19 protein-coding genes and 1 pseudogene are annotated in these 22043 nt (G+C 70.5%); 13 read left to right on the plus strand and 7 right to left on the minus strand.

Going from position 1 to position 22043, the window contains the following annotated elements:
- Positions 1–6 precede the first annotated feature (6 nt).
- Positions 7–1440 (plus strand): hypothetical protein, encoded by a 1434-nt coding sequence (locus ACFYUV_RS39330; protein ID WP_387678242.1) that lies wholly within the window; start codon positions 7–9, stop codon positions 1438–1440.
- Positions 1441–1458: 18 nt separating this feature from the next.
- On the opposite strand, the gene ACFYUV_RS39335 is transcribed toward ACFYUV_RS39330, so the two are convergent.
- The 6 genes from ACFYUV_RS39335 to ACFYUV_RS39360 all read right to left on the minus strand — a co-directional run bounded on the left by ACFYUV_RS39335 (position 1459) and on the right by ACFYUV_RS39360 (position 7775).
- Complete coding sequence (locus tag ACFYUV_RS39335) at positions 1459–2115, minus strand: class I SAM-dependent methyltransferase (protein WP_358290033.1); 657 nt, start codon at positions 2113–2115, stop codon at positions 1459–1461.
- A gap of 60 nt (positions 2116–2175) precedes the next feature.
- Positions 2176–3099: an NAD-dependent epimerase/dehydratase family protein gene (locus ACFYUV_RS39340; protein ID WP_387678245.1), complete on the minus strand. Its 924-nt coding sequence runs from the start codon at positions 3097–3099 to the stop codon at positions 2176–2178.
- Positions 3100–3160: 61 nt separating this feature from the next.
- Positions 3161–4207 carry a 2-oxoacid:ferredoxin oxidoreductase subunit beta gene (locus tag ACFYUV_RS39345; RefSeq protein ID WP_358290028.1) on the minus strand — a complete coding sequence of 349 codons (1047 nt, stop codon included), beginning with the start codon at positions 4205–4207 and terminating at the stop codon, positions 3161–3163.
- Complete coding sequence (locus ACFYUV_RS39350; RefSeq protein ID WP_352322478.1) at positions 4200–6044, minus strand: 2-oxoacid:acceptor oxidoreductase subunit alpha; 1845 nt, start codon at positions 6042–6044, stop codon at positions 4200–4202. The genes ACFYUV_RS39345 and ACFYUV_RS39350 overlap by 8 nt, the downstream gene beginning before the upstream one ends.
- A 120-nt stretch (positions 6045–6164) precedes the next feature.
- Positions 6165–6254 (minus strand): putative leader peptide, encoded by a 90-nt coding sequence (locus tag ACFYUV_RS39355; protein WP_352322479.1) that lies wholly within the window; start codon positions 6252–6254, stop codon positions 6165–6167.
- Positions 6255–6287: 33 nt separating this feature from the next.
- Positions 6288–7775 (minus strand): polysaccharide deacetylase family protein, encoded by a 1488-nt coding sequence (locus ACFYUV_RS39360; RefSeq protein ID WP_387678249.1) that lies wholly within the window; start codon positions 7773–7775, stop codon positions 6288–6290.
- 85 nt (positions 7776–7860) lie between these two features.
- Between ACFYUV_RS39360 and ACFYUV_RS39365 the strand changes: the two genes are divergently transcribed.
- From ACFYUV_RS39365 to ACFYUV_RS39390, 6 genes are all read left to right on the plus strand, one after another.
- On the plus strand, positions 7861–8232 hold the full coding sequence (locus ACFYUV_RS39365) for an NADH-quinone oxidoreductase subunit A (protein WP_387678251.1): 372 nt from the start codon (positions 7861–7863) through the stop codon (positions 8230–8232).
- A 239-nt stretch (positions 8233–8471) separates the two neighbouring features.
- Entirely contained in the window at positions 8472–9566 is a 1095-nt protein-coding gene (locus ACFYUV_RS39370) for a M48 family metallopeptidase (protein WP_387678254.1), read from the plus strand.
- Positions 9567–9614: 48 nt separating this feature from the next.
- Positions 9615–10130 carry an NADH-quinone oxidoreductase subunit B gene (locus tag ACFYUV_RS39375; protein ID WP_387652039.1) on the plus strand — a complete coding sequence of 172 codons (516 nt, stop codon included), beginning with the start codon at positions 9615–9617 and terminating at the stop codon, positions 10128–10130.
- Positions 10127–10669 (plus strand): NADH-quinone oxidoreductase subunit C, encoded by a 543-nt coding sequence (locus ACFYUV_RS39380; protein WP_387678256.1) that lies wholly within the window; start codon positions 10127–10129, stop codon positions 10667–10669. Before ACFYUV_RS39375 ends, ACFYUV_RS39380 begins: the two co-directional genes overlap by 4 nt.
- Positions 10662–11603 carry an NADH-quinone oxidoreductase subunit NuoH gene (nuoH, locus tag ACFYUV_RS39385; RefSeq protein WP_387678259.1) on the plus strand — a complete coding sequence of 314 codons (942 nt, stop codon included), beginning with the start codon at positions 10662–10664 and terminating at the stop codon, positions 11601–11603. Before ACFYUV_RS39380 ends, nuoH begins: the two co-directional genes overlap by 8 nt.
- A gap of 79 nt (positions 11604–11682) precedes the next feature.
- Positions 11683–12627, plus strand: a complete 945-nt coding sequence (locus ACFYUV_RS39390; RefSeq protein ID WP_387678262.1) for a hypothetical protein — start codon at positions 11683–11685, stop codon at positions 12625–12627.
- Between the two features lie 299 nt (positions 12628–12926).
- On the opposite strand, the gene ACFYUV_RS39395 is transcribed toward ACFYUV_RS39390, so the two are convergent.
- Positions 12927–14162 carry a serine/threonine-protein kinase gene (locus ACFYUV_RS39395; RefSeq protein ID WP_387678265.1) on the minus strand — a complete coding sequence of 412 codons (1236 nt, stop codon included), beginning with the start codon at positions 14160–14162 and terminating at the stop codon, positions 12927–12929.
- 315 nt (positions 14163–14477) lie between these two features.
- On the opposite strand from ACFYUV_RS39395, the gene ACFYUV_RS39400 reads away from it, so the two are divergent.
- The 6 genes and pseudogenes from ACFYUV_RS39400 to ACFYUV_RS39425 all read left to right on the plus strand — a co-directional run bounded on the left by ACFYUV_RS39400 (position 14478) and on the right by ACFYUV_RS39425 (position 22011).
- Entirely contained in the window at positions 14478–15854 is a 1377-nt protein-coding gene (locus ACFYUV_RS39400) for a 4Fe-4S binding protein (protein ID WP_387678352.1), read from the plus strand.
- Positions 15851–16411: an NADH-quinone oxidoreductase subunit J gene (locus ACFYUV_RS39405; protein ID WP_387678268.1), complete on the plus strand. Its 561-nt coding sequence runs from the start codon at positions 15851–15853 to the stop codon at positions 16409–16411. The genes ACFYUV_RS39400 and ACFYUV_RS39405 overlap by 4 nt, the downstream gene beginning before the upstream one ends.
- Positions 16411–16713, plus strand: a pseudogene (gene nuoK / locus ACFYUV_RS39410) (NADH-quinone oxidoreductase subunit NuoK); the annotation flags it as partial. The gene ACFYUV_RS39405 and the pseudogene nuoK, both read left to right, overlap by 1 nt.
- 158 nt (positions 16714–16871) lie before the next feature.
- Complete coding sequence (locus ACFYUV_RS39415) at positions 16872–18815, plus strand: NADH-quinone oxidoreductase subunit L (protein ID WP_387678270.1); 1944 nt, start codon at positions 16872–16874, stop codon at positions 18813–18815.
- On the plus strand, positions 18812–20455 hold the full coding sequence (locus ACFYUV_RS39420) for a NuoM family protein (RefSeq protein ID WP_387678273.1): 1644 nt from the start codon (positions 18812–18814) through the stop codon (positions 20453–20455). The genes ACFYUV_RS39415 and ACFYUV_RS39420 overlap by 4 nt, the downstream gene beginning before the upstream one ends.
- A complete protein-coding gene (locus tag ACFYUV_RS39425) occupies positions 20452–22011 on the plus strand; it encodes an NADH-quinone oxidoreductase subunit N (RefSeq protein WP_387678276.1) in 1560 nt (519 codons plus the stop codon). The genes ACFYUV_RS39420 and ACFYUV_RS39425 overlap by 4 nt, the downstream gene beginning before the upstream one ends.
- Positions 22012–22043: the final 32 nt, after the last annotated feature.

Below are 22043 nucleotides of genomic sequence, written 5' to 3' on the forward strand. Positions count from 1 at the left end.
TCGCCTGTGTCGCGGCATCGAAGAGGGAAGAGACGTACCGGCTGGTTATCCCTGGCCGGGGTCTCCGTGGTGGCGCTGCTGGCCGGCGGGTACGGCCTCGTCGTCTCCGACGTACTGGAGCCCCGGGCCGTCCTGACGGAGGCCAGTGGGGCGAGCGGCGCGGCCTCGCCGCAGGCCGCCGCCGGTCGGCGAGCCCGGCCGCGTCCCACCACCCACAAGCCCCGGCCCACCGGGACCCGGAGCCAGGAGCCCAGGTGGTGGCCCAGGCGGCCCACGAGGAAGCCGACCGCGCGCCCGACGCGCCGTCCCACCCACCGGCCGACGCACCGCCCGACGCCGACCGGCACCCTGCCCGGCACCCCACCGGGCACCCCACCCGGGACGCCCACGACGACGCCCACGATGACGCCCACGGCGACGCCCACGACGACGCCCACGGTGAGCCCTCCCGCCACGCCGACCGTCACGGCCACCCGCACCCCGACCCCCACGGGCACGCCGCCCAGCGAGTCGCCGACCCCGACGCCCACCAAGACGCCCACCAAGACGCCCACCGGCACCCCGACGGCGACCCATACGGCGACCCCCACGGCCACCAAGACCCCGCCCCAGACGCCCACCCAGACGCCCACCCAGACCCCCACCTCCACCCCGCCCCCCGGCGGCGGCGGCTGGCCCGGGGCGGGCAACACCGGCGTCCCCGACGGCGCCGACCTGGTCAAGAAGACCGGCTCGATCGTCATCAAGGAGGACGGCAAGGTCATCGACGGCTGGGACGTCACCGGTGACATCACCGTCGAGGCCGACAACGTGACCATCCGCAACACCCGCGTCCGCGGGCAGAGCGACTACTGGGGCATCCTCCAGCGCGAGGGCTTCTCCGGCCTGAAGGTCGAGGACAGCGAGATCTTCGGCAACGGCAAGGTGCGCACCCAGTTCGGCATCCTCAACCAGGGCAAGCTGATCACGATCCGCCGCGTGGACATCCACACGATCTCCAACGGCATCCTCACCGACCAGGGGCTGGTCGAGGACTCCTACGTGCACGACCCGAAGTACTACTCCGGCGACCACACCGACATGATCATGTCCACCGGCACCGCCGCCCCCGGCACCGAGCTGGTCATCCGGCACAACACGGTGATCAACACCCTCGACCAGACCGGCGCCATCGCCCTCTTCCAGGACTTCGGCGTCACCAGGAACGTCACCGTCCAGGGCAACTTCCTGGCCGGCGGCGGCTGGTCGCTGTACGCGGGCGCCGGACGGAAGGGCCTGTCGTCCAACATCAAGGTGATCGACAACGTCTTCAGCCGCAAGGTCTGGCCGAAGGGCGGCTACGCCGGCCCGGTGTCGTACTGGGACGCGAACGGGCCGGGCAACGTCTGGAAGGGCAACTCGTGGGAGGGCGGCGGCGCGACCATCATGGGCACGGACTGACCCCGGCGAGCCTGGGCCTCAGCTGCGGACCGCGATGACCGACTTCACCAGCCCGGCCAGCCGCTCGAAGCGCAGCCGCGACTTCGGGAAGTAGTGCCGCATCTCGGTCACGCTCAGCAGCTCGACCTCCATGGCGATCATCCGGGCGGCGTCCCGGTCGGAGGTCGGCGTGTGGACGAGCGGCCAGCGGCGCAGGATCGTCGTCCGCGCGGCGAGCGGCAGGAACTGGAAGCCGGGGAACAGGAAGTGCGGTTCGACCGGGAAGTACCGGTAGGGCGTCTGCACCCAGTGGCGATCGGCCATCTCGTGCACGGTGTCGGCGAACCGCTGCCGGCGCTGGTGTCCGCCGACGTGCTCAATGACGGCGTTGGAGAAGACCAGGTCGTAGCGGCTGCCGCGGATCGCGGGCGGCAGGTCGCAGGCGTCGGCGACGTCGGCCCGCAGCCAGGACGGCAGGTCGGCGGGCGGCTGTTCGAGGTTGACGATGTGCACGTGCGCGGGCCTGACCGGGGCGCGCATCCAGGCCCCGGCCGTGCCGCCGAGGTCGAGGACGTTCATCCGGTCGAGGTCGGGGAAACGGGCGGCGAACCATTGCCACCTGCGTGCCCGCGCCTTGGCCCCCAGCGAGTCGGGAGCGTCCACGAAACGACTGCGCAGGGCGTTCAGGCGGCTCATAAAGGCAACTCCTCCGGCCGGAATAAGTAGCCCCATGCTCGCAGAATTTCGCCCGTCCGGCTAAGAGGGCCTTTCTTCGTGACATTCTTGGGATGCATACCAATTGACCGTCCGGCGCAACCCTTCGTCCAATTCCGTGGCAGGGCGCCAGCCGAGCCGGTCCGCCGCCGGGACGATGTCGGCGACCTGCGTGATGTCGTGCGGGCGGTCGGGCGCGGCGCCGAACTCGGGCCGCGTGTCCGCGCCCGTGATGCGGTAGAGCCGCTCGACGACCTCGTGGGCGGCGGTCCGTACGCCGGTGCCGACGTCGAGCGCGTGGCCGACCGCCTTGTCGGACTCGCCCGCCAGCACGAACGCGTCGACGACGTCGTCCACGTAGATCCAGTCGGCGAGCTTGGCGCCCCTGGTCAGCCGGGGACGTTCGCCGCGCAGCAGGCTGAGCGTCACGTACGGCACCAGCTTGGTGGTGTCGGGCTGGGCCGGGCCGTAGACCATGCTGGGACGCAGCACGGTGACGGGAAGGTCCCAGAGCCGGTGGTAGAGCCGCGCGTAGCCGGTGGCGGCCCACTTGGACATCGCGTACGCCGACGAGGGCGGCGCATGGTCGTTGCCCGGCCGCGGCTCCTCGATCGAGCCGGTGAACACGGTCCGGACGCCGTGCTCGCGCGCGGCCGACAACACGTTGACCGCGCCCACGACGTTGCTCTCCAGCGTGGCCCGGACGACCTCGTCGCCGCGCGACCCGGTGACCTCGCCGGCGAGGTGGAACAGCAGGTTCGGGCGTACCGACCGGAACAGCCGCGCGGTGTCGCCGGCGTCGTCGAGCCGGGCCTGGTGCCAGATCTCCCCGTGGCGGGCCTGCTGGGGCCGCCGGCTGACCGCGTGCACCTGCGCGCCGAGCACGCGCAGACGCGCGGCCAGGTGCGATCCGATGAACCCGGCCGCACCCGTCACCAGCACCACGGCCTCAGGCCAATACGACATCGTGGATTGACCTCCGTGGAAGATGGAGCCGTCGGGCCGACGGCTCCATCTAATACACGAACTAGCCGATGCGCCAGGTGTCTCCACCCATGAGCAGCTCGCTCAGGTCGCCGGGGCCCTTCTGCGCCACGGCCTCCTCCAGCTGGTCGGCCATGAGCACGTCGTAGGCCGGGCGGTCGACCTGGCGGAAGATGCCGATCGGCACGTGCTCGAAGGCCGGCTCGTCGAGCCTGCTGAGGGCGAAGGCCACCGACGGGTCGGGGTTGTGGGCGTCGTGCACGAGGATCTGCTCCTCGCTCACGCCGTCCCTGGCGACGACCTCGATGCCGCCGTTCGCCCCGCGCACGACGGCCTTGGACGCGCTCACGATCGGCTGGCCGTGCTCCAGGCGCAGCGTGATGTCGTCGCGCACCGCCGGGTCCTTGAGCTGCTCGAAGGCGTTGTCGTTGAAGATGTTGCAGTTCTGGTAGATCTCCACCAGCGACGTGCCGCGGTGGGCCGTGGCCTCGCGCAGCACCGACTGCAGGTGCTTGCGGTCGGAGTCGATCGTGCGGGCCACGAACGACGCCTCGGCGCCGATGGCCAGCGAGATCGGGTTGAACGGCTTGTCCAGCGAGCCCATCGGGGTCGACTTGGTGATCTTGCCGACCTCGGAGGTGGGCGAGTACTGGCCCTTGGTCAGACCGTAGATCCTGTTGTTGAACAGCAGGATGTTCAGGTTGACGTTGCGGCGCAGCGCGTGGATCAGGTGGTTGCCGCCGATGGACAGCGCGTCGCCGTCACCGGTGATCACCCACACCGACAGGTCGGGCCGCGAGGCGGCCAGGCCGGTCGCGATCGCGGGCGCGCGGCCGTGGATCGAGTGGAAGCCGTAGGTGTTGAGGTAGTACGGGAAGCGCGAGGAGCAGCCGATGCCGGAGACGAACACGATGTTCTCGCGCCGCAGCCCCAGCTCGGGCAGGAAGCTCTGCACGGCCGCCAGGATCGCGTAGTCGCCGCAACCCGGGCACCAGCGCACCTCCTGGTCGGACTTGAAGTCCTTCAGCCCCTGCTTGACGTCGGTCTTGGGAACCAGGCTCAGGCCCTTCCCGTTCACCAGCTCAGTCACTGTCGATCACGTCCTGAATGACTCCGGCCAGCTCCTCGGCCTTGAACGGGAGCCCGCGCACGCGGTTGTAGCTGATCACGTCGACGAGGTAGCGGGCCCGCAGCAGCAGCGCGAGCTGGCCGAGGTTGATCTCGGGCAGCAGCACCTTGTCGTAGCTCTTGAGCACCTCGCCGGTGTTGGCCGGCAGCGGGTTGAGGTGGCGCAGGTGCGCCTGGGCGACCTTGCCGCCCTCGCGCCTGATGCGCCGCACGGCCGCCGCGATCGGCCCGTACGTCGAGCCCCAGCCGATGACCAGGACCTTGGCGTCGCCGTCGGGGTCGTCGACCGCGAGGTCGGGCACGTCGATCCCGGCGATCTTGGCGGCCCGGGTGCGGACCATCAGGTCGTGGTTGTCCGGGTCGTAGGAGATGTTGCCGGTGCCGTCGGCCTTCTCGATGCCGCCGATGCGGTGTTCGAGGCCGGGGGTGCCGGGGATGGCCCAGGGGCGGGCCAGCGTCTCGGTGTCACGCTTGAACGGCAGGAACTCGCCGCCCTCACCGTTGGGCTCGGTCGTGAATTCCTGCGAAATGTCCGGCAAGTCGGAAACTTCGGGCAGGCGCCACGGCTCCGAGCCGTTGGCCAGGTAGCCGTCCGAGAGCAACATGACCGGCGTGCGGTACTTGACCGCGATGCGGGCCGCCTCGACGGCCGCGTCGAAGCAGTCGCTCGGCGAGAGCGGCGCGACGATCGGCACCGGCGACTCGCCGTTGCGGCCGAACATGGCCATCAGCAGGTCGGTCTGCTCGGTCTTGGTCGGCATGCCCGTGCTGGGACCGGCGCGCTGGACGTCAACGATGATCAACGGCAGCTCGGTGGTGACCGCGAGGCCGACCGTCTCCGCCTTCAGCGCCACGCCGGGGCCGGAGGTGGTGGTCACGCCCAGCGCCCCGCCGAACGCGGCCCCCAGCGCCGCGCCGACGCCCGCGATCTCGTCCTCCGCCTGGAAGGTGCGGATGCCGAACCGCTTGTGCTTGGACAACTCGTGCAGGATGTCGCTGGCCGGCGTGATCGGGTACGAGCCCAGGAACAGCGGCAGCTTCGACTGCACGCTGGCCGCGATCAGCCCGTAGGCGAGGGCCTGGTTCCCGGAGATGTTGCGATAGACGCCGGGAGCCAGCCTGGCCGGCTTGACCTCGTAGGAGACCGAGAACGACTCGGTCGTCTCGCCGTAGTTCCAGCCCGCCTGGAAGGCCGCGATGTTCGCCTTGGCGATGTCGGGCTTCTTGGCGAACTTCTGCTGCAGGAACGAGATCGTCTGCTCGGTCGGCCGGTGGTAGAGCCACGACAGCAGGCCGAGGGCGAACATGTTCTTGGCGCGCTCGGCGTCCTTCTTCGAGATCTCGAAGCCTTCGAGCGCCTTGACCGTCAGCGAGGTCAGCGGCACCGCGTGCACGCGCCACTCGCTCAGGGAGTCGTCCTCCAGCGGGTTGGCCGCGTAGCCGACCTTCTGCAGGTTGCGCTTGGAGAACTCGTCGGTGTTGGCGATGATGTCGGCGCCGCGCGGCAGGTCGCCGAGGTTGGCCTTCAGCGCCGCCGGGTTCATGGCCACGAGCACGTTGGGCGCGTCGCCGGGCGTCAGGATGTCGTGGTCGGCGAAGTGGAGCTGGAAGCTCGACACGCCGGGCAGGGTTCCTGCGGGGGCGCGGATCTCGGCGGGGAAGTTGGGCAGCGTCGACAGGTCGTTGCCGAACTCCGCCGTCCCCGCGGTGAAGCGGTCGCCGGTGAGCTGCATGCCGTCGCCGGAGTCGCCGGCGAACCTGATGATCACGCGGTCGAGTTGCTGGACCTGCTTCGTCACAGCTCAGTCCTCCTCGACGCGCCAAGGCGCGGTTGCGTTGGGCGCGTTCTCTGTTTCCATGCTAGATCCTCGGAAGGTCACGCGTTTGCCAGCCGCGAAAGCGGGTAACGCGGTCGGAAGTCAGGGTGAGGCGGGAGAACGACGACACAGCCCTGACGCGAGCCTGCAGAGGTCTACATGCAGGCGTGCGAAGAGGACGGTTCGGGTCACGAGCGCCAATGATACGTCCCCCCAACACGTGTGCTACGTCAGGGGCTGCTTACGCGACTGCTGGTTCCCCGACTCGTACAGGCGTCCGGCGCGCATCGCTGCGGAGCCGTACAACTCTGGAACGGTCACGAAGGTGTAACCCTTCCCGCTGAGTTCTTTCAGGATGCCCGGAATCGCGTCGATCGACTCGGGGTTGGTGTCGTGCATCAGGATGATCGCGCCCGGATGGGCCTTGCGCACGACGCGATCGGTGATCTCCGACGCCGTCGCGCCGGGCTCGTCCCTGGAGTTCACATCCCAGCCGACCAGCGACAGTCCCAGGTCGCGGGCGACGTCGCGCACGTCCTTGCTGATCGCGCCGTAGGGCGGGCGGGCCAGCGTGGGCTCCTGCGCGATCGCCGCCCGGACGGCGTCGTCGGTACGCCGGAAGGAGTCGGCGATCTTGCTGGTCGCCTGCTTCGACAGGTCCCGGTGCGACCAGGAGTGGTTGCCGACCAGGTGGCCTTCCGCGCTCATCCGGCGCAGCAGGCCCGGCTGCGCGACGGCGTTCGTCCCGACGGTGAAGAAGGTGGCCCGCGCCTTGCCGGCGGCCAGCAGGTCGAGCAGCCGCCCGGTCCGCGGCCCCGGCCCGTCGTCGAACGTCAGCGCCACGCACTTGGTCCTGGCGCAGTTCACGCTCCCGGCCCGGTTGCTGGACGCCTCGGGGCTCGCCGTCGGCGCCGTCTTCGGCGTCGTCGCCGGCCCGGCCGGAGGGGCGCTGCGGGCGGCCTCCCGCACGCTCTCCTGGGCCCGGCGTCCCAGCTCGGACAGCAGCGGCGCGACCCGTCCCGCCTGGACGGCCACCGCGACCCGGCCGAGCGAGCACGGCCCGATCTGGCAGTCGTCGAACTCGACCACCAGGTCACCGCTCCGGTTGAAGGCCATGGAGTCGAACTGGCCGGGGTCGGCCCGCACGCCGTCCCGCTCGACCTGCGGCCCGCGTCCCTTGAGCTGCTCCTTGACCAGCGCCGCGAGCCGGTCCAGCGCCTGCGGCCCGCCCAGCAGCGCCGTGGACCCGCCCGCCTTGCCGGTACGCGGGTCGAACCAGAAGGTACGGGTGGAGTTGCCCCAGCTCGCGCCCAGGAACTCGCCGGTGCGCAGCCGAACCGCGACGGCCTCCGGGGAACGGGCGGCGAGCTGCCAGTCCACGTTCAGCTCGGGACGCGGGTAGTCGCCGTTGACGCTCTTGGCGGCCCGGAAGTCCCGCAGCTGCCGCTCGGCGTCCGCGCGCAGCGCGCGGTTCAGGCCCGGCGCGTCGGTCAGTTCGGGGTAGCTGATGTGCACGTATCTGCTGTGGTCGTCGTCCTCGTTCGTGATGGTCGCGGTGGACAGGCCGACGACTGTCGCGGGGTCGACGAAGTCGATCGCGGTCGGCTCTGCCGGGACCAGCACGTCCCGCTCGGGTGCGGCGGCGGCAAGCCCGCAGCCCCCGGCCGAGAGGGCCAGCAGAGCGATTCCAACAAAGAATCGCGTTTGGTGCATGTCTGTCAGGGTATGTGGGGGATCTTACCTTTTGCCCCGTCTTGGGGTTATGGGGTCTGAGGTTTGACTGGGTTACGATCACGTCATGGAGGGCTACTTCGGGTCCTACGTGCTGGTCGCCGCGCTGTTGGCGATCGGTGTCGCCATCGTCGCCGGGGCCCTCATGGCCAACCGGCTCCTGCGGCCCACCAGGCCGACCCCCGAGAAGCTGACGACGTACGAATGCGGCGTCGACCCCGTCGGCGACGGTTGGGCGCAGTCGCAGGTCCGCTATTACGTCTTCACCTACCTCTACGTCGTCTTCGCCGTCGACGCCGTCTTCCTCTTCCCGTGGGCCACGATCTTCGACGCGCCCGGCTACGGGGTGACGACACTGGTGGAGATGTTCGTGTTCCTCGGCTTCATCGCCCTCGGCATCCTGTACGCCTGGCGCAAACGCGTCCTGTCCTGGACATAGCCCGGCTCCTGGCCGCCGATCGTTACCCGGACGTGCTGGCGCCCTGAATGTGTCATCTGTCACCGTCCTCGGTCGTGCCGAGACAAAGATCGTGTCCCCGCTGCGACGTTTCGATCGAGCATGATGAGCGGTATCCCGCCTGGTGTCCGTCCTGCGGATGGAATCTGCCCGTCCCTCAGGGCAAGCGCTCGATCAGCGCGGTCCTCGCCGACCGACTGACGGCCGGACTGCACGCCGACGTGCTCAGGACAGGCGCCGACGTACCGAAGGGGAAAGTCCTGCGGGCGCTTTCGTACCTGTTCGCCGGGCTCATCCACCTGATCGCGGCGAGCGCGCTCGCCGCGGCCGGCTGGACGGTCGTCACGTGGCCGAACGTTCTCGGCGCGCTGCTCGGCGCGTTCCTGCTGTTCGTGGCCTGGCTGATGCGGCCGCGTCTGGGCCGGGCGCCGAGCGGGCCGCTCGTGCTCACCAGACACGCCGCGCCGCGCCTGTACGACCTGACGGACAGGATCGGGGCGGAGATCGGGGCGGACCGGGTGGACCTCGTCGTCGTCGCCCCCGTCTTCAACGCGTCCTTCGAACAGGCGGGCCCAAGCGGCAGGCGCGTGCTCACGATCGGCGCCCCTCTCTGGGCGCTGCTCGAACCCCAGCAGCGGGTGGCGCTGCTCGCGCACGAGCTGAGCCACTCCAGCAACGGCGACAGCCGCCACGACCGGTTCACCCGTACCGCGCTCGGCGCGCTGGCCGCCGTGCACCGCGCGATGCGCGGCGCGGCCGGGGGTGGGGAGTACGTGGCGGAGGCCGTGCCGCAGAGCGTGCTCAGCGTCCTGGGGCTGGTGCTGCTCATCGTGATGCGCGTGGCCGGGCTCGTCGTCCGGCTGGTGGGCCTGCTCTTGCTGGTCGTCACCATGCGCTCCGCCCGCCAGGCCGAGTACGTCGCCGACGAACGTTCCGCCCGCATCGCCTCCTCCGCGGCCGCCGCAGCAATGCTTGACCTCGTCGCCACCGCCGACGTCGACGTCAACGAACTGGCCTGGATGTCGTCCGCGCTCGGCCCTTCGGTGTGGGAGCACCTGCGCGAGCGGCAGGCCGCCGTCCCCGGCTCCGAGCTCGAACGGCGCCGCCGGATCGAGGCCATGGCACAGGCCCGCCTCGACGACTCGCATCCACCGCTCCCGCTGCGCGTGGAGTTCGTCCGCTCGCTGCCTCACGACTGGCCCCTGATCAGGCTGCGCGAGAACGAGAACGAGGCCATCGAGGCCGAACTCGCCCCCCTGTTCGACCGGCTCGCCACCGAGCTCGGCGCCACCAAGAGACATGATTCCTTTGCCTGACCTGCGATTCGCGCAAGAATGGGCGACATGGCAGCAACGGATCTCCCGATGCCCACCGTCGGACCTGTCTCCAGGCTCGCGCCCAAACCCATGCGGTTCGTGCTCAACTGGGGGCGGCGCTATTCGCTGTGGGTGTTCAACTTCGGGCTGGCCTGCTGCGCCATCGAGTTCATCGCGACCTCCATGAGCAGGCACGACTTCATCCGGTTCGGGGTCATCCCGTTCGCCAACGGCCCCCGTCAGGCCGACCTGATGATCGTCTCCGGCACGGTCACCGACAAGATGGCTCCCGCCGTGAAACGCCTCTACGAGCAGATGCCCGACCCCAAGTACGTGATCTCGTTCGGCGCCTGCTCCAACACCGGCGGCCCCTACTGGGACTCCTACTGCGTCACCAACGGCGTCGACCAGATCATCCCCGTCGACGTCTACGTGCCCGGCTGCCCTCCCCGGCCCGAGGCGCTGCTCTACGGGATCATGAAGCTCCAGGAGAAGATCGCGGGGGAGAAGCTCAGCGACCGCTACGTCTGGTCCCGCTCCCACGGCTCCGAGGACCAGGCGTGAACGCCGCCGTCGCCGCCCGTTTCGGCGAGCGCGCCCAGATCAGCGAGTCCTACGGCGAGACCACGGTCGACGTCGGGCCCGCCGACTGGATCGAGCTGCTGACCTTCGCGCGCGACGACCTCGGCCACGCCTTCTTCGACTGGCTGACCGGCGTGGACGAGCCGCCCGACGCCTTCGTCGTCGTCGCCCACGTCTACAACCTGGACACCCGCGAGCGGCTGCTGCTGCGCACCCGGGTGCCGCGCGCCGACCCCCGCCTGCCGTCCGCTGTCGGCGTCTACCGGGGGGCGAACTGGTACGAGCGCGAGACGTACGAGATGTTCGGGGTGATCTTCGAGGAGCACCCGTACCTGGTGCCGCTGCTCCTGCCCGACGGCTTCGAGGGCCATCCGCTGCGCAAGGACTTCGTGCTGGCCGCCCGCGTGGCCAAGCCGTGGCCGGGCGCCAAGGAGCCGGGCGAGTCAGGGCACGGCGCCCCGAGCCGCCGCAAGACGCTTCCGCCCGGAGTACCGGCCGATTGGGGTCCGCCTGATGCTTGAAGTGGTGCTGAGCTTCGTCGTCATCCTCGTCGTGTTCCTGGTGCTGCCGCTGATCGTCGGCCAGACCGAGCACAAGGTCATGGCCCACATGCAGTCGAGGCTCGGCCCCATGTACGCCGGCGGCTTCCACGGCTGGGCGCAGCTCATCGCCGACGGCGTGAAGTTCATGCAGAAGGAGGACGTCATCCCGGCCGCGGCCGACCGCCGCGTCTTCATGATCGCGCCGGGCGTGGCGCTGGTCCCGTACCTGGTCGTCCTGATCGTCATCCCGCTCGACCGCGGCCTGGTCGCCGTCGACCTCGATCTCGGGCTGTTCTTCGTGCTCGCCGTCATGGGTGTCGGGGTGCTCGGCGCGATCATGGCGGGGTGGGCGTCGGCCAACAAGTATTCGGTGCTCGGCGGCATGCGGGCGGCGGCCCAGCTCATGTCGTACGAGCTGCCGCTGGTGCTGGCGGCCTCGTCCGTGGCGATGGCGGCGGGCACGCTGTCGATGCCCGGCATCGTCGAGGCGTGGCAGTGGTGGTGGCTGCCCTGGCAGGCGATCGGCGGCGTGGTGTTCTTCGTGGCGGGGCTGGCCGAGCTGCGCCGTCCGCCGTTCGACATGCCGATCGCCGAGTCCGAGATCATCATGGGCCCGATGACCGAGTACACCGGCATGCGGTTCGCCCTGTTCATGCTCTCCGAGTACGCCGGGATCGTCGTCCTGTCCCTTCTGACCACCGTGCTCTTCCTGGGCGGCTGGCACGGGCCCTTCCTGCCCGGCTGGATCTGGAGCCTGATCAAGGTCTTCGCGCTGGCGTTCGTGGTGATCTGGCTGCGCGTCACCTATCCGCGGCTGCGTGAGGACCAGCTCCAGAAGCTCGCCTGGGCCGGACTGGTGCCGCTGGCGCTCGTGCAGCTCGCGCTCACCGGAGTGGTGAAGGTCCTCATCTGAGTTTCGCGCCGGCGGAAACTTTATGGCGCCCCTATCCGTCGTACCCGGCACAGGGGGCCCCGGATGAAGGGGACGATTCGTGAACGCGCAAATCCTGCCCGTCGCGGGTGCGATGAAAGGCGCCCGCTGCCCGAAAGTCAGTCTCAGCTCCGACGGCCGCACCTTGACCGTCACCGACGAAGCCAGGGGCCGTTCCGCGACCCTGTCGCCCGCGTCGCTCTATCGTTACGACTATTCGACAGACGGTTCCGGGAAGAGGTCGCGGTTCCTGAAAGGGGTCGCCGCCCTCGACCCCGACGGGCTCGTCCTGCTGGACCTGCCTGGCGACTGGCACCCGCCCCACCTGCTGGACTTCGCCGCCAAGGCCGGCATCCCGCTCCGGGACGGCCGGGACGACAGCTCCGAGCGGGCGCGCCGGATCCTCGCCGCCCGCGCCCCCGGCTGGGAACGCATCCGCGGATTCCCGGCGCCGCGGACGGCCCGATGGAACCTGGCTCTGGGGGTGTGCGCGGGAATCGCCGGGCTGGCGTTGATGGTGTATCTGGGGGTCACCGGAATGTGGGTCGCCTGGCGCGGCTTCTCGGCCTTCGGACGTTTTCTGATGGAACTGATCGAGGCCAAATGGCTGATGGTGGCTTTCAGTCCCGCGTTGCTCGTCGTACGGCCTGTGCTGGGCGGGGTGCACCGGTGGCAGGAGAGACGTGGCCTTGTCGTGGGGCCGCCTGGAGGGCCGTACCTGCGGATGAAGTCGTCCCGGACGTTGTCGGTGTACCGCCGTTCGGGGGTCATCACCGAACTTCCGGTCGAACCGGGCAGCAGTCTCCTCCGGTACCGTCACGACGACCTGTGCGGCGTCTTCCTCCTCGACCCCGCGGGGAACCCCCTGCTCCACCTGCCCGGCCGCTGGCCCCCGGCCTCTCTCCACCGCTTCACCGAACGCCACGGGCTGGGGCTGGCGATGCACCGGGTCTCCCGTGAGGAATACCTGACCCTCACCACCCGCTCCCGCCAAGCCTTCCCCTGACCCTCACCACCCGCTCCCGCCAAGCCTTCCCCTGACCCCCTCCTCATCGGGCCGCCCTCCACGAACCCCTCGACCGGATCGTGAGGGGCGCCCTACTCCATCTCCCGTCCTGTCCATTTGGGCAGGGGGCGACCCGCTTTCGTCGTACGGCGCTTGATGGTGGGGCGACTCGCTTCGAGCCCTCCCGATCCAGCTGGCACGGACCGCCCACGGGCGGTCACCGGTGGGCGATCGGTAAGTGGTGGTCATCCGCCTGCGGTCGGTTGTTCGGTGGTCGCGGCATGTGCCAGGGGCGGTGGTCAGTGGACGATTGCGACCATCACGTCCGAAGCCGACGGGCGTTCCTGGGGGCGTTTGTTCAGGCATGCCCCGACCACGCCGCGCAAGGCGGGCGGCAACGGCGACAGGTCCGGGTGGACCGTGAGCACCCGGTTGAAGACGGCCGGCACGGTGTCCTCGCCGAACGCCGGACGCCCGGTGGCCGCGAACATCATCGTCACCGCCCAGCTGAACACGTCGGACGCCGGCCCCACAGGCTCCCCGGTCAGCTGCTCAGGCGACATGTACGGCGGCGTCCCCACCATCTTCCCGGACGTCATGGTCATCCGATCGAGCGCCCGGGCGATCCCGAAGTCGATCACCCGCGGCCCGTCGTGCCCGATCAGGACGTTGCTCGGCTTGAAGTCACGATGCACCACCCCGGCCTTGTGGATGGCCGCCAGCGCTCCGGCTGTGGATAACGCGAGCCGCGTCAGGCCGTCCTCGTCGCGGGGCCCGTGGCGCCGTACGAGTTGCTCCAGCGACGGCCCCTCCACGTATTCCGAGACGATGTACGCGTGCTGCCCGTTGATGTTCACATCGAGCACCCGGGCGGTGGAGAACGTGGCGACCCGCCGGGCCGCGTCCACCTCCCGTGCGAACCGGGTGCGGGCGGTCTCGTCGACCAGGTCGTGCAGCACCTTGACCGCCACCCGCGCCCCGTTGGGCGCCATGGCCAGGTAGACGGCGCCCTGCCCGCCGCGCCCGAGCTGGTGCAGCACCCGGTAGTGCCCGATCCACTCCGGCTGCCCGCGATGCTGCTGATGGGTGGGGGCCGTGGTCCGTTGATGCAGGTCGGCGGGCCGATGCTGCGGCGCGGGCGTCTGGGCGGGCGCGTGCATGGGCGCCTGCGTGCGCACGGGGGCCTGCGCGTGCACCGGCGGCCGGTGCCGCGCCCGCGCCATCGCCGGCACCAGGACGGCCGAATGGGCGATCCCGCCGATCCAGGCGATCACGAACCCGAACGAGATCAGAGTGGACATCGGCTCGGGGATGTTGTCGAAGTCGTCGTACAGCATGATGGCGATGACGAACGAGCCGATCAGGACCAGGTAGACGCAGGCCCCGATGGCCTGCCAGGTGCTCCGCAGCCAGAATGCCGCGAACCCGATCGTGAACGGGGTCGCCAGCCCGCACGAGATCAGGGCCAGGCTGGCCCACCCGATGGCGGCCGCCCACGCCCCGCTGCTGGGACGGACCGGATGGCTGTACGGCATGGCCGAGAGACTATCGCCATGCAGTCGTTCATATCGGACAGTCACCCAGCCTGTGGATAACTTCCACCGAACCTGTGGATGGCTGTGGAAAAACTGGGGACAACGGTCTTGGCTCATTCACCTCCGCCGCCAAGTACGTCATGATGTTGAACCATGGCGCGGATACCGGGAGTCGGACTGGCGAAAGGGCTGTCCATCACTCTTCGCCACATGCTGCGCAAATCCGTCACCCAGCAGTATCCCGAGGTCAAGCCGGCTCTTCCGCCGCGCAGTCGAGGCGTTATCGCCCTCGTCGAGGAAAATTGCACCTCTTGCATGCTCTGTGCCCGAGAGTGTCCCGACTGGTGCATCTACATCGACTCCCACAAGGAGACGATCCCGGCGCCGGAGGGCGGGCGTCCCCGTCAGCGCAACGTGCTCGACCGGTTCGCCATCGACTTCGCGCTGTGCATGTACTGCGGCATCTGCATCGAGGTCTGCCCCTTCGACGCGCTCTTCTGGTCTCCGGAGTTCGAGTACGCCGAGGGTGACATCCGGAACCTTCTTCACGAGAAGGACAAGCTGGCGTCCTGGACCCAGACCGTCCCGCCGCCGCCCGCCCACGATCCCGGCGCCGAACCGCCCAAGGAGCTCACGGCGGCTCCTCGCCGTCCCGCGGCCCGTACCGGAACCACCCGCCCCGGAGCAGCGCCTGAAGCGGCCGGCCCCGCCGAGCCGGGAGCCGTGCCCCCGGGGAGCGGAGAGCCGGGTGCGGCTGCCTCCGGCGCGAATGCGGGCCCCGACTCCGAGGCCGGCGCCACATCCCCGCCCGGCCCCGACTCCGCCGTAAGCGCAACCTCCGACGCCGGCTCCGCCGTGAGCGCAACCCCTGACGTCGGCTCCGCCGTGAGCGCAGCCCCCGGCGCCGAAGCAGCGCGCCGTCCCGAAGGCGGGGAAGCCGTCCCTGGCCCCGAAGGGGCCGCAGCAGGTGACGCCGGACAGGCCGGCGCAACTCCGTCTGCTGGGCGCACCGACGCGGGCCCGTCGGCCGGAGGCGTCGAAGCGCGCGCCGGTGCCGACCGGGAAGAGCGAGCAGGCGAGAAGGCCGGCTCCGCGGAAGCTCCTGAAGCCGCGCCCGGCGAAGGCCCTGCCGCGCCTCCGCCCCCTGCGGGCCGCCGCGAGCGTACGCGCAGGCCCATGTCCAACGTACGAGGCATCCGTCCCCCAGGCGCTCTCCCGCCAAGCCCGCAAGCGGCCGAACCGTCCGCCGATGCACAGAACAAAGAGCTGGAAGACACGCGCCCGTCCGACACAACGACCCCGAAACCGTCGACAGCGGCAAGCCCGTCAGACGTGACGGAAGGCGACGTTCCCCCCACGGAGGAAGGCGACGTTTCCCCCACGGCGGAGGGCGACGCGCTGCGTGCCCATGACGGCGACGCCGCAGCTCGGGCAGGCGAGGAGACGAATCGCCCGCCCGACCAGGACGCCCCGGCCTCGGACGAACACCCGCCGCGAACGCCTTCATCCACAGGCGAGCCGCCCTCGAACGGGTTTTCCACAGGCGCGGGTGAACCGTCTCCGGAACCCGGCCCGGACGAGCAGACTTCTTCCGCGAGCCCCCGCAGGCGCCGGATGGCGGACCCGAGGTCCATTCGACCGCCGGGGCGGCTCGGCCCTGACGACACAGAGGAGTCCGAGGAGGAGTCGTGACCGAGGCGGTGCCCTCCTACCTGTCACCCACCGGGCAAGAGATCGTCTTCTTGCTGCTGGGAGCGGTAGCGGTTGGATCGGCGCTGCTCGTCGTCACGACCCGGCAACTCGTCCACGCCGCCCTGTGGCTCGTGGTCTCCTTCGGCGCGCTCGCGGGCGGCTACCTGGTGCTGACCGCCGAGTTCGTGGCCTGGGTCCAGGTGCTCATCTACGTGGGCGCGGTGGTGGTCCTGATGCTGTTCGGCATCATGCTCACCCGTGCCCCGATCGGCCGTTCCGCCGACCTCGACAGCGGCAACCGGCCGGTGGCCGCCCTGGTGGCGGTGGCGACCGCCGCGGTCCTGGTCACGGTCGTGATCGACGGTTTCCGCACGGCGTACACCCTGCTCACACCGGGCCAGGGGGCGGCGAAGGAGCTGGGGGCCAGCGTCTTCGCCACCTGGGTGCTGCCGTTCGAGGCGCTGTCCGTGCTGCTGCTCGCCGCATTGATCGGAGCCATCGTGCTGTCCCGTACGGACATTCCCGGCTCGCCGCCCGATCAGACCGGGGGTCACTAGTGCACATCGTCTACCCGGCGGTCGTCTCCGCGCTGCTGTTCTCCGTGGGCGTCTACGGCGTGCTCGCCAGGCGCAACACGATCCTCGTGCTCATGTCGGTCGAGCTGATGCTCAACGCCGTCAACCTCAACCTGGTGGCGTTCGACGTGTGGCTGCGCGACCGGCTGCACAGCGGTCAGGTGCTCACCCTCTTCGTCATCGTCATCGCCGCCGCCGAGGTCGGCCTCGGCCTGGCGATCGTCCTGGCCCTCTACCGCAACCGCCGGACCGTCGACCTCGACCACCTCCGCGACCTGTCCGAGCCCGCCGACGAACGCCCTGACCTGGTCCCGACCGCCACTCCCTCCGGCCAGGCCGCCGGCACCACCCCGCCCTCTCTCAACGACCACCATCCGGCCTCGCCGACCGGCGCAGGCCGGCCCCACCCGGACGACCGCAGCGCCCGGCGAGGGGGCGAGCTGTGACGACGTTCCCGCTGCTGGCCGTGTTGCTGCCCGCTCTCGCCGCCGCCACCGGCCTGCTGCTCTCCCGCTGGCCGCACGCCCGCCCCGCTGTCCAGGAACAGCCACCGGGCGGAGCGCGGCTCGCGGCGGCCGAGAAGACCGCCGGCGAACGCGCCAACACCCGAGCCGCCTGGATCGCCGTCATCCTGACCGCGGCGTCGGCCGTGCTGGCTCTCTGGCTGGCCTGGGGGCCGGGCTTCACGTTCCTCGAAGGCGGCGCCCCCTCGGCGCCCGTGGGCCGCGCGTACGGCTCGATCGTCACCGGCGGCGTCCCGATCTCGCTGACCCTGCTGGCCGACGACCTGTCGGCCGTCCTCGGCGTCCTGGTGACGCTGGTGGCGCTGGCCGTGCAGGTCTACTCGGTCGGCTATCTCAAAGACGATCCCCGCTACCCCTCCTACAGCGCGTTCATCAGCCTGTTCACCAGTGCCATGCTCCTGGTGGTCTACGCGGGCGACCTCCTGGTCCTCTACGTGGGCTGGGAGATCATGGGCCTGTGCTCCTACCTCCTCATCGGCCACTGGTGGGAAGACCGGGGCAATTCGCGCGCGGCGGTCAAGGCGTTCCTCGTCACCCGGCTCGGCGACGTCGGCTTCCTGTTCGGCATCTTCGTCCTCGGCACGGCGGCGGGCAGCTTCCGCGTCGCCGACGTGCTGGCGAAGGTGCCCGACATGTCCGCCGCCACCCTGACGACGGCCACCATGCTGCTGCTGTGCGGCGTCGCAGGCAAGAGCGCCCAGGTGCCGCTGCACACCTGGCTCCCGGACGCCATGGCCGGCCCGACCCCGATCAGCGCGCTGATCCACGCCGCCACCATGGTCGCCGCCGGCATCTTCATCGTGGCCAGGCTCTTTCCCGCCTTCCTCGCCGCCCGTCCCACGCTCGACGTCCTGGCCGTCATCGCCGCGATCGGCATGCTGGGCGCCGCACTGGCCGCGTTCGCCCAGGACGACCTGAAACGGGTGCTCGCCTACTCCACGGTCAGCCAGCTCGCCTACATGGCCGGCGGCCTGGCCGCGGGCTCCGACCGGGCGGCGATCTTCCACCTGGTGACCCACGGGGCGTTCAAGGCGCTGCTGTTCCTGTGCGCGGGAGTGGTGATCCACCACGTCGGCTCCAACCTGATGACCCAGATGGGCGGGTTGCGCCGCGAGCTGCCGGTCACGTTCGTGACGATGACGGTGGGGTTCGCCGCTCTGATGGGCCTCCCACCGGCCAGCGGCTTCTTCAGCAAGGACGGCGTCCTGGCGGCCATGGATGGCGCGCTGGCCGGCGGCGGCCTGACGGACGCCGCCGCCCTGCTCCTGTACGGCTGCGCCCTCGCGACCGTCGCCGTCACCGGCGCGTACGCCACCAGAGCCTGGCTCCGCACGTTCTTCGGGCCGTCGCGCGTGGTGGCGCTCCCCGAGCCCGAGCCCGGCACGGCCCACGTCGTCGACGTGACCGAGGCCCCCAAGACCATGCTCGTGCCCGTCGTGCTCCTCGCGGTCCCCGCTCTGCTGCTGGGCTTCGCGGGGCAGCCGCACGTCGAGCTGGCGGTGGCCGCGATCAGCGTCGTGCTCGCGCTGCTCGGCGCGGGCGTCGTCTACGCCGTCTGGCGCGGCGATCCCGTCACCGACCCGGCCCGTCTGCTGGGCCCTCTACGGGTGCCCTGCGAGCGCGCCTTCTACGTCGACGACGTCTACGCGGCGCTGTTCGTCCGCCCGATCACGGCCCTGGCCCGGCTGGTCGTCAGAACGGACGACGTGGTCGTCGACGGCGCCGTCCGTGGGTCGGGCCGCACCGCCCGCGGCCTGTCCGGATGGCTGCGCCTGGCCCAGAACGGCAACGTGCAGCTCTATGTCAGCGGCGTTCTCGCCGGCGTGATCCTGATCGCGGTGGGGGCGGTGATGCTCACATGACGGGCTGGCTGTCGGTCGCACTGCTCGCCGTGCCCCTGCTCGGCGCGCTCGTGCTCCTCCTCGCCCCCGGCGCGCTCCGTCCGGTCCTGCGCACGTACGGCTTGATCCTCTCGGGGGTCACGCTGGCACTGGCCCTGGTCATGGCGGCCACGTTCGACCACGCGCGGCCGACGAGCTTGCAGTTCGCGGTCGACCAGCCGTGGATCCCCGGCCTGGGGCTCCGCTTCCATCTGGGCGTCGACGGCATCTCCCTGCCGCTGATCGTGCTCACCGCGCTGCTGACGTTCCTCTGCTTCGGCTACCTGTCCTGGGGCCGGCCCCGCACGCCGAGCCGGTTCCTGGGGAACAGGCCGAGGGCGCTGGTGTTCACGCTGCTGGTGCTCGAAGTCGGCATGATCGGTACGTTCCTCGCCCTCGACCTGCTGCTCTTCTTCGTCTTCTTCGAGATCGTGCTGATCCCGATGTACTTCCTGATCGGCATCTGGGGCGGCGCCGGGCGCCGGGCGGCGTCGGTCAAGTTCATCCTGTACACGCTGCTCGGCTCGGTCGTGATGCTCCTCGGCCTGCTGCTCGTCTGGGCGCGGACCGGCACGCTCGACATGGCCGAGCTGGCCGCCGCCCACGGCGCAGGAATGTCCAGGTCCGTGCAGATCCTGGCGTTCGTGGCGATCGGTGTGGGTCTGGCGGTCAAGACGCCGATGTGGCCCCTGCACACCTGGCTGCCCGACGCCCACACCGAGGCCCCGACCGTCGGCTCGGTGCTGCTGGCCGGAGTGCTGCTGAAGATGGGCACGTACGGTTTCGCCAGGATCGCCATCCCCGTCCTCCCCGAGGGGGCGACCGCGGTGGCGCCGTGGCTGGGGGCGTTCGCCGTGGCCGGCATCGTCTACGGCGCCCTGGCCTGCCTGGCCCAGCGTGACCTCAAACGCATGATCGCCTACTCGTCCGTGGGTCACATGGGCTTCGTCCTGCTCGGCTTCGCCACCCTGACCCCGGTCGGCGTCAACGGCGCCCTGTTCGCGAACGTCGCCCATGGCCTGATCACCGGCCTGCTGTTCTTCCTCGCCGGTGGGATCAAGGACCGCTGTCACACGGCCGACATGCCGAGCCTCGGCGGCGGCCTGCTGGCCACGATGCCGCGACTGGGATCGGTGCTCACGTTCGCCGCGATCGCCTCGCTCGGGCTGCCCGGCCTGGCCGGGTTCTGGGGGGAGATGCTGGCGCTGCTGGGGGCGTTCCAGCCGGCGAGCGGCCTGCCACGTGCGCTCTTCCGCACGTACATGGTGATCGGCGGCCTGGGGGCGGTCCTGACGGCCGCGTACTTCGTGCTCATGCTGTCCCGCGTCACCCATGGCCGTCCGTCGGGAGCCGCGGGGCAGCGGGAGACCCCGCCGGAGGGGGAGACTCCGGACGAACGTCCCGTTGTGCCTCTCGGCTCGGCGGAGTCGCTCCCGGGGCAGCCGGCGACCGCGACCCTCGAAGCCGGCCACGCCACGCAGCGCATCGACGACCTCCGGTCCTACGAAGTGGCGGCGTGGACCCCGCTGGTGGTCCTGATCGTGCTCTTCGGGCTCTGGCCCGGTCTCCTGCTCTCACTCACCACGCCGGTGGCGCAGACCCTGCTGGGAGCCCTGCCATGACTCAGCAGATCGACTACTTCGTGATCGCGCCACCGCTGGCGTTGGCGGTGGTGGCCGGGCTCGTGCTGCTGCTCGACGTGTTCCTGCCTGCCTCGACGCGTACCCGCACCATGCTCGGGCTGGTGACCCTGGCGGGGGTCGTCGTGGCCCTCGGGTTCGTGATCGCGCAGGCCGCAGGCGGCACGTCCCGGGCGACGTTCTGCGTGCCGCCGGACCTCGCGACCGGGGGAGCGGGCGCGCTCTGCTCGTTCGTCGCCGACCGGTTCACGACGGTCTTCGCCGGGCTGGTGCTCGTCGCGGCCCTGGTGGTCGTGCTGATGTCGATGACGGAGCTGGCCGGGGGCGGCATCCCGGCCGGTGAGTGGTACTTCCTGCTGCTGTGCACCCTCGTCGGCGCGGTGACCCTGCCCGCCTCCCGCGACCTGATCATGCTCGTGGTGGCGCTCGAACTGGTCTCGCTGCCGGTGTTCGCCCTCACCGCGCTCAAACGCTACGACGGCCGCGCCTCCGAAGCCGCGGTCAAGCTCTTCGTCGTGTCGGTCGTGTCCACGGCCGTCATGCTGTTCGGCGTCTCCCTCCTGTACGGCGTCTCCGGGGCGGTCCACCTGTCCCGCGTGGCGGCCGTCCTGGGCGGGCGGATCCCGGCGCCGGGGGCGGCGGGCACGCACTCCTCGGCCCTGGAGACGGCCCACGGGCTGCCCGCGGTCGTCACGGTGGGCGTCGTCCTCGTGGCGGCCGGGTTCGCGTTCAAGATCGCCGCCGTGCCGTTCCACTCCTGGGCGGCGGACGTCTACCAGGGCGCGCCCGTCCCGGTGGCGGCCCTGCTCTCGGTCATCTCCAAGGCGGCCGGGTTCGCGGGGCTCATCCTGGTCCTGGTCGTCGGGCTGGCCGGCCAGTCGTCCACCTGGGGGCCGGTGATCGCGGTCATCTCGGCGCTGACCATGACCGTGGGCAACCTGCTCGCCATGCGTCAGCGGTCGGCCGTCCGCATGCTGGCCTGGTCCTCGGTCGCCCAGTCCGGCTACATCCTGGCCCCGCTGGCGATCGCCGCCACGGCGGCCCCGTCCCAGGCTCCGTCCCAGGCCGCGACCGGCACATCCGTCGCGTACCTGGTCATCTACGCGGCCATGAATCTCGGGGCCTTCGCCGTCGTCATGCTCGTCTCCAGGGCCGCCCCGCGCAACGAGCTCGACGACTATCGCGGCCTGGTCCTCCGCAGCCCGGCGGCCGGCATCGCGCTGGCCTTCTGCCTGGTCTGCCTGGCAGGGCTGCCGCCGGGGCTGGCCGGCCTCTTCGCCAAGGTCTTCGTGTTCCGGACGATCGTCGAGGGCGGCCTCGGCTGGCTCGCGCTGGTCATGGCCGTCAACACCGTGATCGGCCTCTACTACTACGCCGCCTGGGCGGCCCGCCTCTTCGCCCCTCCCGGGGAGACGCGCCTGCGTGGTTCGTCCCCATCGGCGTGGCTCGCCGTCGGACTGGCCCTGGCGGTGGCGATCCTCTTCTCGGTCGCTCCGCAGCTCGTGCTGGACATGACGTCCTTATCGGCCACGAGCTGACCGTAGGCAGGTCATGACACCGGCTGTCCCCA

The sequence above is a fragment of the Nonomuraea sp. NPDC003560 genome, from assembly GCF_042878785.1.
In the GTDB taxonomy this organism is placed as follows: Bacteria; Actinomycetota; Actinomycetes; order Streptosporangiales; family Streptosporangiaceae; genus Nonomuraea.